This is a genomic window from Thomasclavelia ramosa DSM 1402 (assembly GCF_014131695.1).
GTDB lineage: Bacteria > Bacillota_I > Bacilli_A > Erysipelotrichales > Coprobacillaceae > Thomasclavelia > Thomasclavelia ramosa.
In genome coordinates this window covers 2,336,272-2,351,507 of the sequence record NZ_CP036346.1, presented here as the reverse complement: position 1 = coordinate 2,351,507, position 15,236 = coordinate 2,336,272, and the positions used below count along the sequence as shown (strand labels likewise).

At 30.2% G+C, this 15,236-nt stretch carries 16 protein-coding genes; 15 read left to right on the top strand and 1 reads right to left on the bottom strand.

Annotation, left to right across the window (positions count from 1 at the left end; translation table 11 throughout):
* Positions 1–12: 12 nt before the first annotated feature.
* The 8 genes from EYR00_RS11330 (at position 13) to EYR00_RS11295 (ending at position 6,686) form a co-directional block, all read left to right on the top strand.
* On the top strand, positions 13–378 hold the full coding sequence (locus EYR00_RS11330) for a GntR family transcriptional regulator (RefSeq protein WP_003536096.1): 366 nt from the start codon (positions 13–15) through the stop codon (positions 376–378).
* Entirely contained in the window at positions 378–1,280 is a 903-nt protein-coding gene (locus EYR00_RS11325) for an ABC transporter ATP-binding protein (RefSeq protein WP_003536097.1), read from the top strand. The genes EYR00_RS11330 and EYR00_RS11325 overlap by 1 nt, the downstream gene beginning before the upstream one ends.
* On the top strand, positions 1,255–3,144 hold the full coding sequence (locus EYR00_RS11320; RefSeq protein WP_226814538.1) for an ABC transporter permease: 1,890 nt from the start codon (positions 1,255–1,257) through the stop codon (positions 3,142–3,144). The genes EYR00_RS11325 and EYR00_RS11320 overlap by 26 nt, the downstream gene beginning before the upstream one ends.
* 2 nt (positions 3,145–3,146) lie before the next feature.
* Complete coding sequence (locus EYR00_RS11315) at positions 3,147–4,703, top strand: hypothetical protein (protein ID WP_003536099.1); 1,557 nt, start codon at positions 3,147–3,149, stop codon at positions 4,701–4,703.
* Positions 4,704–4,749: 46 nt separating this feature from the next.
* On the top strand, positions 4,750–5,055 hold the full coding sequence (trxA, locus tag EYR00_RS11310; RefSeq protein ID WP_003536100.1) for a thioredoxin: 306 nt from the start codon (positions 4,750–4,752) through the stop codon (positions 5,053–5,055).
* A gap of 119 nt (positions 5,056–5,174) precedes the next feature.
* Positions 5,175–5,594: an NUDIX hydrolase gene (locus EYR00_RS11305; RefSeq protein WP_003536101.1), complete on the top strand. Its 420-nt coding sequence runs from the start codon at positions 5,175–5,177 to the stop codon at positions 5,592–5,594.
* Positions 5,595–6,035, top strand: a complete 441-nt coding sequence (locus tag EYR00_RS11300; protein ID WP_003536102.1) for a DUF1307 domain-containing protein — start codon at positions 5,595–5,597, stop codon at positions 6,033–6,035.
* Between the two features lie 39 nt (positions 6,036–6,074).
* A complete protein-coding gene (locus tag EYR00_RS11295; RefSeq protein ID WP_003536103.1) occupies positions 6,075–6,686 on the top strand; it encodes a hypothetical protein in 612 nt (203 codons plus the stop codon).
* Between the two features lie 41 nt (positions 6,687–6,727).
* On the opposite strand, the gene EYR00_RS11290 is transcribed toward EYR00_RS11295, so the two are convergent.
* On the bottom strand, positions 6,728–7,063 hold the full coding sequence (locus EYR00_RS11290; protein ID WP_003536104.1) for a P-II family nitrogen regulator: 336 nt from the start codon (positions 7,061–7,063) through the stop codon (positions 6,728–6,730).
* A 114-nt stretch (positions 7,064–7,177) separates the two neighbouring features.
* On the opposite strand from EYR00_RS11290, the gene EYR00_RS11285 reads away from it, so the two are divergent.
* From EYR00_RS11285 to EYR00_RS11255, 7 genes are all read left to right on the top strand, one after another.
* Complete coding sequence (locus tag EYR00_RS11285; RefSeq protein WP_003536105.1) at positions 7,178–8,359, top strand: aminotransferase-like domain-containing protein; 1,182 nt, start codon at positions 7,178–7,180, stop codon at positions 8,357–8,359.
* Positions 8,352–8,957 (top strand): HAD family hydrolase, encoded by a 606-nt coding sequence (locus EYR00_RS11280; RefSeq protein WP_003536106.1) that lies wholly within the window; start codon positions 8,352–8,354, stop codon positions 8,955–8,957. Before EYR00_RS11285 ends, EYR00_RS11280 begins: the two co-directional genes overlap by 8 nt.
* Positions 8,958–9,062: 105 nt before the next feature.
* On the top strand, positions 9,063–10,568 hold the full coding sequence (locus EYR00_RS11275; protein WP_003536107.1) for a L,D-transpeptidase family protein: 1,506 nt from the start codon (positions 9,063–9,065) through the stop codon (positions 10,566–10,568).
* A gap of 166 nt (positions 10,569–10,734) precedes the next feature.
* On the top strand, positions 10,735–11,754 hold the full coding sequence (locus EYR00_RS11270; protein WP_008791300.1) for a M42 family metallopeptidase: 1,020 nt from the start codon (positions 10,735–10,737) through the stop codon (positions 11,752–11,754).
* 85 nt (positions 11,755–11,839) lie between these two features.
* The gene (locus tag EYR00_RS11265) at positions 11,840–12,598 is read left to right on the top strand and encodes an HAD-IIB family hydrolase (protein WP_008791301.1); all 759 of its coding nucleotides are present in this window, start codon (positions 11,840–11,842) and stop codon (positions 12,596–12,598) included.
* A 34-nt stretch (positions 12,599–12,632) separates the two neighbouring features.
* Positions 12,633–13,346 carry a trehalose operon repressor gene (gene treR / locus EYR00_RS11260; protein WP_003536110.1) on the top strand — a complete coding sequence of 238 codons (714 nt, stop codon included), beginning with the start codon at positions 12,633–12,635 and terminating at the stop codon, positions 13,344–13,346.
* A 23-nt stretch (positions 13,347–13,369) separates the two neighbouring features.
* Complete coding sequence (locus tag EYR00_RS11255) at positions 13,370–15,154, top strand: MutS-related protein (protein ID WP_226814537.1); 1,785 nt, start codon at positions 13,370–13,372, stop codon at positions 15,152–15,154.
* Positions 15,155–15,236: the final 82 nt, after the last annotated feature.

The following is a 15,236-nucleotide window of genomic DNA, read 5'->3' as shown; positions in this document are numbered from 1 at the left end:
AAAGGAGTTATTATGCAAATAGATAATAATAGCAGTGTTCCAATTTATGAACAAATCTATAAACAGCTGCTCGAATATATAACGACAGGGTTAATGCAGGCGGACGATAAACTACCCTCTGTCCGTGAATTATCTTCATCAATTCATATTAATCCTAATACCGTTGTTAAAGCCTATCGTCTTTTAGAAGAGCAAGGTTTTATTTATTCCTTGCCGGGGAAGGGAAGTTTTGTTAGCTCAAAACAAAATAATCAAACGAAGTTGTTTGAACAACAAATTAAAGTTCTCACAAAAGAGATTGTTACTAAAAGTAAATATATTGGTTTGACCTTTGAACAATTATGCCAATTTATGGAACAGACTTGGGAGGGAAAATAATGTTATTAGTCAAAGAATTATCAAAGAAAATTGATCACAAACAAATTTTGGACAATATTACTTTAAATATACCTAAAGGTTCAATTTATGGAATTATTGGTGAAAATGGTGCAGGTAAAACAACTTTGATTCGTCATTTAGTAGGTGCTTATCAAGGTGATACAGGATTTGTTGAATTAGAAGGAATGCGTATTTATGAAAATCCTGAAGCAAAAGCAAAATTAGTATATATCCCCGATGAATTTTTTGATACCTTCGGACATAATATTCGGGATATTAAAGAATTATATCAAGGGATTTATCCAAGTTTTAACGAGGCACGGTATTTAAGATTGATGAAAATGTTTAAGCACGATAGTTTAGAAAATTTTAGTAAATTTTCTAAAGGAATGAAAAAGCAAGTTATGTTTATTTTGGCTTTAGCGATCATGCCTGAATATTTGATCATGGATGAGCCGTTTGATGGACTTGATCCACATATTCGGAAAGTTATTTGGGATATTTTGATTCAAGATGTAAGTGAGCGAAATATGACAATTTTTATTTCTAGTCATCATTTAAATGAATTGGATAGTATGTGTGATCATATCGCTTTGATCAACAATGGGAAAATTGTTTTTGAAGAAGCACTAGATCATCTTAAAGAAGGCTATCATAAATTACAAATCGTCTTAGAGTGTGGTGATGATATGTATGCTTTAGAGAAAGAATTAAAAGTTTTATCTCATCAAATGATGGGACGTGTTCATACTTTGATCGTTGCTGGTGAAATTGAAGCAATCAATCGTACTGTGGAAAAGTATTGTCCTTTAATTAATGAAACTTTATCATTATCATTAGAAGAGATTTTCTTATTTACTTTAGGAGGAGAATATGATGAACTCAAGGAAGTCATGGGTTAATATTCCCTTACTAAAAAATATCATTAAAAATAATCTCTTTCCTGCTAAAGTATCATTAATTATTTTTGTGGGAGTCTTTATTTTATCGCTTATTTCTGGTTCTAATAGTGGTTTTAGTCAAATTTGTATAGTTGTATATGGAATAAGTGCAGTTGTTCTAACAACGATATACCCTTGTTTTATTCAGAGTTATCAAGTTAATAAAACGAAATCATCAATGATGTGTTCATTACCGTTGGCGACAAGATGCGTTTGGTTTACAAATTATTTAGCTGGATATTTAATTGCGCTAGTTACATTATTGATTGAGGGATTAGGTTTGATGATGTTTTTAGGATTAAATAATGCGGGGACTGAAGGAAATATATTTATAAGATTTATAATGGCGATATTTCTTTTGTTATTTATTTATTATACCCTTACTTATTTAGTTTGTTCACTGTCTGGTAATCGTTTGGGACAAGTTGTGTTTAGTTTAGCAGCATATGCATTACCAGTAATTTTATTATTGGGGCTTATTTATATTAGTCCTAAATTAGTTCCAAGTAATCTTGATCTTGGAATTAATGACACATATCTTTATCTTACTTTTCCGTTAGCTGCTGGAATGCAGTTTATTTATAGTGCGTATCCACATATATTTTTCCATTTATTTTTAGGAATTGTTACCTTAATCTGCAGCTATTATGTTTATAAAAATCGTGAAAATGAATATATTGGAGAACCTTTAGTATTTCGCCGAATTATTATTGTTTTAAAAGCTATTTTGATTATTGCTGTAACGATATGTGGTTTTGGAGTCATTTTATTAGTATCAAAAATTAATATCACATATGGATTCAAAGGTCAGTCACTTTTATTTTTGATCTATATTTTGATTGGGATGATTGTAGCGATAATCGTTGAAATTATTTTTAAAGGAAGACATGTTTATCGTAATTTATTAATCTATGTACCTGTTTTAGCAATTGTTTTTGGTGCTAATTTTATGATTGCCAATAAGCAATATCTTTCAGGAATTAATAATTCGAGATATGAAGTTACTGCTGATTTAGTAGCTGAATTAGCTGGTAATCAGGAGTATCTTAGCTTAAGCTTAAATAATGAGGTTACAAAGGAATTCTTGAATTATTTGAGTAAACATCGTGATGACCTTCATTTTGAAAAATATGATGATGAACAACAAGATTTAGCAATGATGTATACTTATCAATATGAACATGGATTAGATGATGATTATTATAGCTATAGTATCTATTATATTAATAAAAAAGCAGTAATTGATTTCTTTAATGGACCAGGAAATAAGTATTTTGATAAGCTGCTTAATTATACTGAGGGTTTAAAAAAGGAAAAAAGTTTAATTTGTTATGTTAATGATCATGCAGTCTATTTAAATAAAGAGGAAATTCAAGAATTGATTAAATTGTTGCCAAATCAAGAAATCAAACCTAAAAATATATTTAGTATTAAAACATATAATTTATTAAATCCTGATAGTGTCAATTATTTAATAAGCAGTAATGAAGCAATAACGAATTTTATTACTAGCGATGAGTTGATCGAACGAGCTGTTTTTATTGAAAATTGTCGAGATGTTATTGATGATATTAATAGTGATTCAACAAAGTTTGAAGAACAAATCAAAGCCGTAGTGAGTACACAATTTAGTCACGAAACAATTGATATGGTCTATCCAAACGGTGATAGCACAGTTATAGCCTTTAGTAATGATGAAGTTATTTATCAAGGTACCTATGAAGTTGTTACAAAAGAAGGAAATAACTATACTTATCCATTAGAATTTACCTTAAAGAAAGGTGATGATGGCGTGATCGTTAATGATATAAAGGTAGGTGGTTAAAGATGATGATCAGTTTATTAAAAAATGATTTAAAACAGCTAAAAAATACAGTTGTTATTTTTAGTGGTTTTCTAGCTTTAAGTTTGGTAATCAGTCTGATTTCTTTTCACTCTGATGTTCCTGTAGGAATGTTTTATCTAATTATCTTACTCTATTCATTAGTTGTTCCGATGGTTAATTTAAGTTACTTATTTGATCAAACCCAACAGACTCATTTTTCATCTTTGCCATATACAAAAATACAAAGTTTTATGATCAGATATTTAAGCGGATTATTGTGCATAATTATACCTGTCATAATCTATTGTATTGTTGATGTTATTTTAGGACAAGGATTAGTACTTAAAAATTGTTCTTCAGCAATTTTAATGATTTGGATTTATTATAGTTTAGGTAATCTAGCTGCCTATTTAACGACATCAGTAATTATGGATATTATTCTACAAATTGTTATTAATATATCGCCATTCATTATTTATATGAGTTTATTTTCTGTTTATCAGACTTTTGTTAGAGGAATCATTAGTGCTGATTTTTCAATGGAGGTCGTAAGTATTATTTTGCCCGCTTTTCGATTATTTATTGGTGGACTTAGTGGTTTAAGTTCTTATTATCTTTTGCTGTATGCTGGTTATGGTCTAGTTATATTTATAATGGCTTTTTTAGCAAGCAGTAACCGGGAATGTGTTAACAATTATCATGGTTTCACTTATAAAATCATTGGTGAAGTAATTAAACTAATTTGTATTATTTCAGTTTCTTGGCTGATTACTTCTATTTTGGATATTCCTGTTCAATCTTTGAAGAGTTTTATTATTATCAATATTATTGCAACCTTTGTTGCGACTTTTATTATTCAATTTATTCAGTCAAAACGTATTAGGTATGTATTGTGCATAGTGCAGGGAACATTAATTGTTTTAGTTACAATTGTAATTTTTATTGGTTCAAAAGGATATTTAGAAAATTATATTCCTCATGATATTAAAGCAGTAGAAATTAATTCAAATTTTGGGTACAACAAGATTAATAGTAAATTAACTGATCAAAAATCAATTGATACAGTAGTGGCAATTCATCAGGAAATTTTAAAACAAAAAAGTGATTATGGCAGTCATAACTTAAAAATTACTTATTATAAGGATAATGGTGATAAGGTAACAAGAGGTTATCAAATTTCGGATCAAGAATATTTAATGGTAATCAAAAAGTTAGATGCGGCACTTTTAAAAAGTTGGTTTGATAATTATTATTATATTATTAATAAGCTTGACACATATCAATATCTTACTTATGCATTGCCGGGTGAAAGTGAGAATGAAATTAGAACAGAAAATGATATTCTATTATTTAAAAATATTCTTCAAAGAAAGCTGTCGGAGTTTGAAAATAACCCTAATTTATTATTAAAAGTTGACTATGATAATCCGGGTCAAATTACTAGATTTAAGCGTTCTAATGATGGTAGTGAAAGTTATCAAGGTGATTCGATTTCTTTTGACGATAATGACCCAATGTCGCTTGCTTTACAAGAATATGATAAAATTAAAGCAAATTAGTTGTAATTATTTATAGATTAGGCATAATGTTAATGAGGTGATAAAAATGAAAATTTTAAATAGTAATGAATTTGATAACGCAATTGCTAGCGGTATCGTTTTAGTAGATTTTTATGCTGACTGGTGTGGACCATGTAAAATGTTATCTCCAGTTATTGAAGGGTTAGCAGAAAAGATGGAGCAGGTTAATTTTTATAAATTAAATGTTGATGCTTCTAGTGATATTGCCGGGCGTTATGGGGTTCAGGCAATTCCAAATTTAATTATTTTTAAAGATGGTAAAGCAGTTGACCAGATTACTGGTTTTGTTCCTGAAAATGAAATTGTAAAACATTTACAGAATTTATTATAATGTATTTAAGCCATGGTAGTGTTACCATGGTTTTTATATTTTGAAAGTTTTTGAAAAATTCAGCTAAATAAGTCTAAATATGATAAAATCTATACATATAGAAATGTAGGTGAATTTAGATGAAAGTATCTTTTTATGAATCTGTAGCGAAGCATGATTTAAAATTTGCGGTAATTATTAGCCGTTATTTAAAACAGTGGGTATTTTGTAAACATAAACAGCGAAAGACATTTGAAATACCTGGAGGACATCGTGAAAATGGGGAAAGCATTGAAGCATGTGCAAGACGTGAATTGTATGAAGAAACGGGAGCTGTTACTTATACGCTTGAACGTCTTTGCGACTACGGAGTTGTTGAGAAAACTGGATCAAAAGAGTCTTTTGGAACAATATTTTATGCCGAAATTGAAAAAATGGCGGATTTACCTGATTCTGAGATAGAAAAAATATTTTTATCGAAGGAACTGCCCGAATGCTGGACATATCCGGAAATTCAGCCTTACATGATCGATGAATATAAAAGACGGAGAGGATCATAAATGAAAAAAATATTTATAGTAATGATGATAGCAGGAATTTTAACTGGATGTAGTGATTCATCTACTAAGAGTATAACAGTTTGTAAAGGAAGTTTTGATTATGGCGATATTGAAAATACTTATGAAACTAAAGGCGATAAGGTTATCAGGATCGTGAATGTGACGATTAATGATTATAGAGATACGGATTATGATGATGAGACCTTAGTTAGTACACTTGAATCACAATTAAATGTATATAAAGAAATAGATGGGTTGGAAATAAAGCTTACTGCTAAAGATCAAATTGTTCGTCAGGAATTTATAATTGATATAGAAAATGGTGATTTAAAAAAACTTAATGAGGTTGGATTAATAGATTTAAATGGTGATGGAACGGTTTCTTTTGAAAAATTAACAAAAAATGCTAAAGAGAATAAATTAACTTGTAAAGAAAAATAAGCAGGAGATATGATATAATAAGTAAAAGGAGGTGTGATTATGGCACGAAAACCTCTGAAATTAACGAAAAATGCGTTAATGTTATTGGGGATAATAGCGTTACTATTGATAACTTTTTTAGTTTTAAAGTTTGGTGGGACAAAAAGTGAACAACCAGAAAAAAAAATAACTGAAACATTAAGTGGATTAGTTGTTGAAAATCAGGTCTTAAAAGTTCAGTTATTAGATTTTGTAAGTAATAAGGATTTTGATGATAAGTATCAAGAAGTTTCAATGGATATTAAAGCAGATGAAGAAGTATTAAACTATAAAATATCAAATCGTCAAGTTTTTAATAAAGTGATGCAGTTATTACCGCCAGGTGAGGGCTCTCCTTTATTGAATAACAGCAGTGAGGTACCTACTCATGAAGCGTATATTCTTGTTTTAACTGGTGATATTGTTGAGTATAAAGATAGTGAAGGAAAGAGTTCTTATCAAATTGCTAATGCACGTCTTGATTACTATAAACAATCATTGTTGTTAGAGAATGATTATGATAGTGTGTATATCGCTTCAATTGATGGAAAAAAAGAAAAAATGGTCAAGATTACTGTATATAAGGAAGCACTATCCAGTCCAAGTGAGTATATGACAATGTTACAATGGTAAATAAAAACCTTAGCAAAATAAAATGCTAAGGTTTTTTAGTATTATTCAATGTTTAGTCCAGCAACAAAGGTTAGATCAATACCAAACATAATGCCGGTATTGGGTTTATCGATGCCGCCTAAAGTTTTATCAATAACGGTCCTTGCTTTTTCAACATCTTCATTTTTTAAAATAAAGAAAAGTGTTTTGCTTGTTTCACGGGGATCTTCAAGAAAAATTCGTAATGATTCGATAATAAAATTATCATTACTTTTTAATGTATTAAGCATCCCTTTGCTTTCAATGATCGTCCCTCCGTTAATACCACTTTTTTGTAATGCGGCTAAGAGATCATCTAATTTTTCTACTTTGTGTAAAACTAAGAAAAGTGCTTGCATGGAATTCCTCCTTTATGTACATCCTATTATATATTATAAACCATATTATTGCTCTTTGCATTAGTAAATGTTTGGTTTATAATAAATAGTATACAAATAAGGGGGTATATTTAAATGAATTTTGAATTTTCAAATCGGATCAGTGGTGTTAAGGCATCAGCAATTAGGGAAATTTTAAAAATGATGAATGATCCAGAGATTATTAGTTTTGGTGGTGGAAATCCGGCTAGTGAGACTTTTCCTGTTGAACAATTAAAAAGAATTAGTGATGATATTTTTAATACTTGTCCTAATTCTATTTTAGAGTATGGAATTACTGAAGGTGACGGAAGCTTTAAAAAAGCAGCAATAGAATTTTTATCACGGCATGAAACAGTAGTGAAAGACTATGATGGTGTTATGGTTACTTCTGGTTCACAACAAATCATGGATTTTTTATCTAAATGTTTATGTAATGAAGGGGATCTAGTTGTTTGTGAAAATCCAAGCTTTTTAGGGGCTTTAAATGCATTTAAAAGTAATGGTGCCAAATTAGTTGGAATTGATATGGAAGATGATGGAATCAATCTTGAACAGTTAGAAGCAGTTTTAAGTGGGGTGCAAAAACCAAAATTTATTTATTTGATTCCTAATTTCCAAAATCCTACTGGAATAACAACTTCTTTAGAAAAACGTCAAGCTATTTATACATTAGCAAAAAAATATCAAGTGCTGATTCTTGAAGATAATCCATATGGTGATTTAAGATTTAGAAATGATGCAATTCCTTCAATTAAGTCATTAGATGATGAAGGATTAGTAGTTTATGCAGCTAGTTTTTCAAAAATTATTGCACCGGGAATGCGTGTAGCTGTTATGATTGGTCATCAAGATCTATTAGCTAAATGCACAGTTGCTAAACAGACAAATGATGTTCATACAAATGCTTGGGCGCAAAGTGTAATGGCTCGTTTCTTAAATGAAACGGATATGGAGGTACACCTAAAAAAATTACAGGCAGTATATGAGCAAAAATGTAATTTGATGTTGGAAGAAATGAAAAAACAATTCAGCCCAGATTGTAAATGGACAATTCCTGATGGGGGAATGTTTATTTGGGTGACTCTACCAGAACGAATTGATATGCCGGAGTTTGTTAAAAGAGCTGTTGAACATAAAGTAGCAGTAGTTCCAGGAAATGCTTTCTATGATGATGATAATAAACCATGCCAATCGTTTCGGATGAATTTTTCAACTCCAACTAATGAACAGATTATTAAAGGGGTCGCTATTTTAGGAGCGTTAATGCATGATTAAAAATATTGTTTTTGATATGGGAAATGTTATTTTGCGTTGGGATCCGCACTATATTGCTAGTAAATTATCAAATGATAGTTTAGAACAAGAAGTGATTGAAAGAGAGTTATTTGCTTCAAAACAGTGGCAAAAGCTAGATCAAGGATTACTCACCGTGGAAGAAGCTCTTAAGGAATTAAAAACCGACAATCCGCAGTTGATTAGACATGCATTATTGCATTGGTATGATTATTTTGAGCCTTTTGCTGAAATGGTAGCATTAGTTAAAGAACTAAAAGAGCAAGGTTATCATATTTATCTATTATCTAATTGCAGTCTCCAATTTGATGATTATTACCAAAATATCGAAGCTTTTAAATATTTTGATGATTTTTATATTTCTGCACGCTACCAATTATTAAAACCTGATCTTGAAATCTTCAAACATTTTCTTTCAAAATTTAATTTAAAGGCTGAGGAATGTATTTTTATTGACGATATAAAAGCTAATGTTGAAGGTGCAAAGATTGCTAAAATGCATGGTTATCAGCATAATGGAGATATCAAAAAGTTACGATTATATCTAAAAAAACAACATGATTTACCAATAAATTATTAATAATTCTTAAAAATACCATACTTTTCAACTGTTTTGGTTGACAATTAAGGGGAAAATGCTAGAATGCTAATAGACAAAATAATCGCTTATATTGGGAGAATTTAGATGGATAAACAAGAGGAAAATATGAGTAACACAAACGATACGATTGAATCAAAGCAAAAGTCAGAAATGACTAAAAAAGTAAGATCAGGGAAAAAAACAGGGGTACAAAAAAAGATTATTATTATTGGAATCTTAGTATCATTATTAGTCATTATTTATTTAATTGGAAGTTTTTATTTCAATAAGAAGTTTTTAAGTGGTACATACATTAATGATATCAATGTCAGTGGTTTAACATTAACTGAAGCGAATGAAAAGTTAGCGGAACAAATAGATGCTCGTTCTTTAAAATTGATTTTTAATGATGAAGCAACTGAAACAGTTTCAGGAAGCGAATGTGGAGTTCGCTATAATAGTAATAATAATGTTAAGAATATTTTGAAAAAGCAAAATTCTTTTGGGTGGATTGGAGCTTATTTTAATAAATCGAAAAATGTAGTTAATGATCTAGCTGAAGTTGATGAAACAGTTTTAAGAGCTAAGGTGGCTTCTTTGAGACATCTTCAAGAAGAGGTGCAAGTGGCACCGGTCGATGCTAAAGTGGAATATCTAAATAATGAGTTTACCATCACCAACGAGGTCAATGGTTCAACGATTGATCAAGAAAAACTAATTAGTGAAATAAAGTTAGCCTTTAGTGAAGGTAAAGAAAGTTTAAATTTAACGGAGAAAAAATGTTATGTAGAACCCGCTGTAAAAGCTAATGATGCGAAATTACAAAATTTATTAGATGCAGCTAGAAAGTATGCATCTGCGGCGATAACCTATAAAACACGTTCTGGAGATGTAGTGTTAGATGGTAGTACTTTGGTTACTTGGTTATCAATAGATGAAAGTGGTAATTATTATCGTGATGATGCTGTATTTAAAGAAAAAGTAACTGACTTTGTTGGAAGTTTAGCGAAGAAAATTAACAGTGTTGGTGGAAGCCGAACTTTTGTTGGGGCTAATAATCGGACGATTACAGTTAGCGGTGGTAATTATGGTTTAAGACTCCAAAATAGTAAGGAAATAAGCGGTTTATTAGAAGATATTTATGCCAATAAAGTGGGTGTCAGAACACCTGTTACAACTGGTCGTGAAGCTTCTTCGGATAATGGTGGATTAGGTGATACTTTTGTTGAAATTGATTTATCAGGGCAACATATGTGGTATCATAAAAATGGTCAGATCGTATTAGAGTCAGATATTGTTTCTGGTACATACAATATTGCTGATCGCCGTACACCAGCGGGTGCCTATTATTTATATAATAAGGAAAGAAATCGTGTTCTTCGGGGAACAAAATTACCTGATGGAACATGGCCATATGAAACTCCAGTTTCTTATTGGATGCCTTTTAATAAAGGAATCGGGTTACATGATTCTTCAAGCTGGCGTTCTAAGTGGGGTGGAACTATTTATATGAACAATGGTTCTCATGGTTGTATTAATTTACCTACGGGAATTGCTTCACAATTATATAATAGTATTGAAGTTAATTGTCCTGTAGTTTGTTATTATTAATAATGTAAAACAGTCTTAAAATTGCTGCGATCTCAAAGAAAGTTTAAAAGAGTAGCCCTAATCCTTTTAAATTATTCAAAACGTATCAGTAAATAAGGCTGTTTTTATTGTTTAAATTATTAGTAATTAGTTATATACTTGAAGAAGAGAATAAAGGAGTTAAATGATGGAAAATTATGTAATAGATTTTGCAACTAAAATATTAAATATTGATAGTCCTACAGGTTATTGCAAAGAAGTTATTGAATTTGTTAAAAATGAAGTTGAACAATTAGGTTATCGTACAGGAATGAATAATAAAGGAAATCTTTATATTTATGTTGATGGCAAGAATGATAAAACAATTGGTTTATGTGCTCATGTGGATACTCTAGGCTTAATGGTTAGAAGTATTAGAGATAATGGAGAATTAGCTTTCACTAATGTTGGGGGTCCAATCGTCCCGACTCTAGATGGTGAATACTGTCGAGTAATTACACGTGAAAACAAAATTTATACAGGAACTATTTTAAGCAATTATCCTGCCGCTCATGTATATGAGGAATCAAAAACAGCTATTCGTAAATGTGAAAATATGCATATTCGATTAGACGAAGTTGTAAAAAATAAAGAAGATGTTACAGCTTTAGGGATTGATAATGGTGATTATATTGCTATTGATCCTAAAACAACATACACTAATAGTGGTTTTCTTAAATCAAGATTTCTTGATGATAAATTAAGCGTAGCTTGCCTAGTTACTGTTTTAAAAGAATTGAAAGAAAAGAATATTGTTCCTGCCAACAATGTTATTATGATCATTTCAACTTACGAAGAAGTAGGGCATGGCAGTGCTAGTATTCCCGAAAATATTAGTGAATTGATTGCAGTGGATATGGGATGTATTGGCGATGATTTAGCATGTAGTGAATATGATGTGAGTATATGTGCAAAAGACTCTAGTGGACCATATGATTATGGGATTACTTCAAAGTTTATTGAACTTGCTAAAGCTAAAGGACTTAACTATGCAGTAGATATTTATCCATTCTATGGTAGTGATGTTAGTGCGGCCTTACGAGGTGGTAATGATATTAAGGGTGGTTTGATTGGACCGGGAGTACATGCTTCTCATGGGATGGAACGCTCTCATCAACAGGCTATCAACAATACGATTGAATTGATTTTGGCTTATCTACAGGCGTAGTAATACGCCTTTTCTTGTGTCAATATTTGAAAATCAAGCAATCGAGATAGAAAAAAGTTGTACTAAAAATAATGGAGGGATGAAAATGAAAGCATTAGCAAGTGATTTTGATAGAACACTATTTTTTTACGATGAGAGTGGTTCATATTATCGGTTAGAGGATGTTCAAGCCATCAAACATTTTCAAAGTCTAGGTAATTTATTTGGAGTTTGTACTGGTCGTTCATATAAAGGAATTGAGGATTTTAATCCTCATCAGATAGATTACGATTTTTATATTCTATGTTCAGGAGCAAAAATATTAGATAAGGAAGGAAATTTAATTTATCAAAAATTTATAGATAAAAAAATTGCTCAAAGTATTTATGAACAATACGAGGCTGTCGATACTAGTATTGTTTACCAAGGAGATATGTATGTACTTAATCGTACTTTTGATTTATCTCCACGGGTTAAACTAATTACATCATTTAATCAAGTTGGGGAGCAGTTTGAAGCTTTTTCTTTACATTTTAAAAATAATGACGAAGCTGGTAAAGAATACACTAAAATGATTGATATGTTTGGTGATGTTATTGATGTTTATCAAAATGAGCGGCACCTTGATTTTGCTGCGAAAGGATGCTCTAAAGGGAAGGGGATTAAACGAATAATTGAGTTCTATGGCTTAGCTTATGAAGATATGGCAGCTATTGGAGATTCATGGAACGATATCCCGATGTTAAAGAGTGTTGAAAATTCTTTTACATTTAATCGTTCTCATCAAACAGTCAAGAATGTTGCCAAATATTTAGTTGACGGGATAGATGGATGTATTGAAGAATTAATTAAGTGTCACAAATAAATTTATTTGATATAATGTATCAGAGGTGGTTAAGGTGTTAAGTAAGTATCAAAGAATATCTCAGGATTTAATCGATAAAATAGATAAACAAGAAATCAAAGTACATTCATATTTGCCTAGTGAAAATGAGTTAATGAAGCTATATAATGCATCTCGTGATACCATCCGTAAGGCTTTGGATATTTTATTAAAAAATGGTTATATTCAAAAAAATAAAGGAAAAGGATCACTAGTTTTAGATGTTGATAAAGTCGCATTTCCAGTTTCTGGCGTAATGAGTTTTAAAGAACTAGCTAAGACTATTAATAGCGAGGTTGTTACTAAAGTTATTGAATTATCTTTAAACCCAGTTGATGTTCAAATGAAAAAAGAACTATATATGGATAGTGGTAATTATTATAAAATAAGACGAATTCGTTCATTTGATGGTGAGCGGGTAATATTGGATACCGATTATTTAAATGCTAATATTGTTCCTAATATAACAGAAACAATTGCTGCTGATTCACTATATAATTATATTGAAAATGAATTGGGTTTAAAAATCAGTTTTGCAAGAAAAGAGTTTACAGTTGTTAAGGCGACAGAAGAGGAAAAGAATTTATTAGATATGCATGAATATGATCTATTAGTATGTGTGAAATCTTATACATATTTAGAAGATGCTTCATTGTTTCAATATACGATTTCGAAACATCGTCCTGATAAGTTTAGATTTGTTGATTTTGCAAGAAGGACTCAACTTTAATGAGTTCTTTTTTAGGAGGGGCTATGACACAAAAAGATTATTTATTATTCCAAGACAATATTAGAAAAGAAAAAGCGAATTTAGATAGTAGGTCATTAAAAATTTCAATTGCTCGTTTAATTATTGGATTATTGATTGTTGGATTTTTATTAGGAGGCAATTTTACTAATAATCAGTTATTAGTATATTCATCATTAATTTGGATTGCTATTTTTATTATTTTAATAGTTATTCATAGTAAAATAACGGAACGATTGAGTTATTTAAATGCTCAAGCAATTGTAATTCAACGTTATTTAGATCGCTATAATAATGATTGGAAAGCTTTTGATGAAACGGGACTAGACTATGTTGATAATGTTACTGGGGTGATGAAGGATTTAGATTTAGTGGGAAAGAATTCATTGTTCCAATATTTTAATGTTGCAAGTACGATTCGTGGTAAGAAATGTTTGCTTGATAAATTAACGCGTACAAGTTTTAATGAAAAAGGTATTATTGAAGAGCAAAAAGCTGTTTTAGAATTATCGAATAATAATAATTTTGTTTTATCATTGGAAACCTATGGCAGAATGCTTGAAAAACCTAAAGTTAATGAACGAATTATTGAGGATTTTGTTAATAATTTAGGAAAAAATAAAGTTAAACGGAGCTGGGGGTTTGCTAAATATTTAATTCCGATACTTACGATTATTACCATTGTCATGTTTCTTTTCGAATTTTATTTCAAGTTATCAGTAATTTTAGTGCCAGTGCTAATTTTTGGACAACTGATTATTGCAATTATAAATCTAAACAGTCATGGAATAATTTTTGAGCAAGTTTCTAAATTATCACATTGCTTGAATAATTATCAAAATATTAGTCATCTGATTAAACAATCCACTTTTACATCACCTTTTTTGGTAGAGTTACAAGCAAGATTAGAGGCTTCAAGTATAGCTTTTGATGAACTAAAAAGTATTAGTAGTGCTGTTAAGCAACGGAATAATCTTTTGGCATTCATTTTATTAAATGGACTTTTGTTATGGGATATCAATTGTAAAGAACGATATGATCGTTGGGTTAAGCAATATGCTAGTTCAATTGAGCGGTGGTTAGATGCAATTGGCGAATTTGAAGCTTTAACGAGTTTACAAGTATTACTCCATACTAAAGATGTTACTTGTTTTGCGAATTTTCATGGTGATCAAACTACATATTTAGAATTTGGTGAAGCTTATCATCCATTGATGCCAAATGAACAAGCTGTTGCTAATAGTTTTATGATGAATCACCAAGTATGTGTAATTACAGGCTCAAATATGTCTGGAAAAACGACTTTTTTAAGGACGATTGGGATTAACCTTGTACTAGCGTATGCAGGCGGACCAGTTATGGCAAAATCATTTGATTGCTCATTGATGCAAATTTTTACTTCGATGAGAATAGAAGATGATCTTAATGGGATTTCATCATTTTATGCTGAATTATTAAGAATAAAACAAATCGTTGAAGCTAATCGTCAAGGTAATTTGATGATTGCGTTAATTGATGAAATTTTTAAAGGTACTAATTCAAAAGATCGAATCATTGGAGCACAAGAAACGGTCAAGCAATTGTCAACAAATAATATTTTCACATTTATTACAACTCATGATTTTGAATTATGTGAATTAGAAAATGAGATTTCATGCAGTAATTATCATTTTAATGAATATTATCAAGGAGATAAGATTAAATTCGATTATTTAATTAAATATGGTCGAAGTCAAACAACAAATGCACAATATTTATTGAAGATGGTTGGAATTACAAAGGAAGTTTAGCTTCCTTTTTTATTTTATTAAAAATGTATTGACTTACATGTACGTACAAGTTATTATATAATTACAAAAGATGTACGTACAT

Excerpts from the sequence above, each read along its gene's own strand:
- EYR00_RS11330 (WP_003536096.1), top strand. The coding sequence starts at position 13 with ATGCAAATAGATAATAATAGCAGTGTTCCAATTTATGAACAAATCTAT.
- EYR00_RS11325 (WP_003536097.1), top strand. The coding sequence starts at position 378 with ATGTTATTAGTCAAAGAATTATCAAAGAAAATTGATCACAAACAAATT.
- EYR00_RS11320 (WP_226814538.1), top strand. The coding sequence starts at position 1,255 with ATGAACTCAAGGAAGTCATGGGTTAATATTCCCTTACTAAAAAATATC.
- EYR00_RS11315 (WP_003536099.1), top strand. The coding sequence starts at position 3,147 with ATGATGATCAGTTTATTAAAAAATGATTTAAAACAGCTAAAAAATACA.
- trxA (WP_003536100.1), top strand. The coding sequence starts at position 4,750 with ATGAAAATTTTAAATAGTAATGAATTTGATAACGCAATTGCTAGCGGT.
- EYR00_RS11305 (WP_003536101.1), top strand. The coding sequence starts at position 5,175 with ATGAAAGTATCTTTTTATGAATCTGTAGCGAAGCATGATTTAAAATTT.
- EYR00_RS11300 (WP_003536102.1), top strand. The coding sequence starts at position 5,595 with ATGAAAAAAATATTTATAGTAATGATGATAGCAGGAATTTTAACTGGA.
- EYR00_RS11295 (WP_003536103.1), top strand. The coding sequence starts at position 6,075 with ATGGCACGAAAACCTCTGAAATTAACGAAAAATGCGTTAATGTTATTG.
- EYR00_RS11290 (WP_003536104.1), bottom strand. The coding sequence starts at position 7,063 with ATGCAAGCACTTTTCTTAGTTTTACACAAAGTAGAAAAATTAGATGAT.
- EYR00_RS11285 (WP_003536105.1), top strand. The coding sequence starts at position 7,178 with ATGAATTTTGAATTTTCAAATCGGATCAGTGGTGTTAAGGCATCAGCA.
- EYR00_RS11280 (WP_003536106.1), top strand. The coding sequence starts at position 8,352 with ATGATTAAAAATATTGTTTTTGATATGGGAAATGTTATTTTGCGTTGG.
- EYR00_RS11275 (WP_003536107.1), top strand. The coding sequence starts at position 9,063 with ATGGATAAACAAGAGGAAAATATGAGTAACACAAACGATACGATTGAA.
- EYR00_RS11270 (WP_008791300.1), top strand. The coding sequence starts at position 10,735 with ATGGAAAATTATGTAATAGATTTTGCAACTAAAATATTAAATATTGAT.
- EYR00_RS11265 (WP_008791301.1), top strand. The coding sequence starts at position 11,840 with ATGAAAGCATTAGCAAGTGATTTTGATAGAACACTATTTTTTTACGAT.
- EYR00_RS11255 (WP_226814537.1), top strand. The coding sequence starts at position 13,370 with ATGACACAAAAAGATTATTTATTATTCCAAGACAATATTAGAAAAGAA.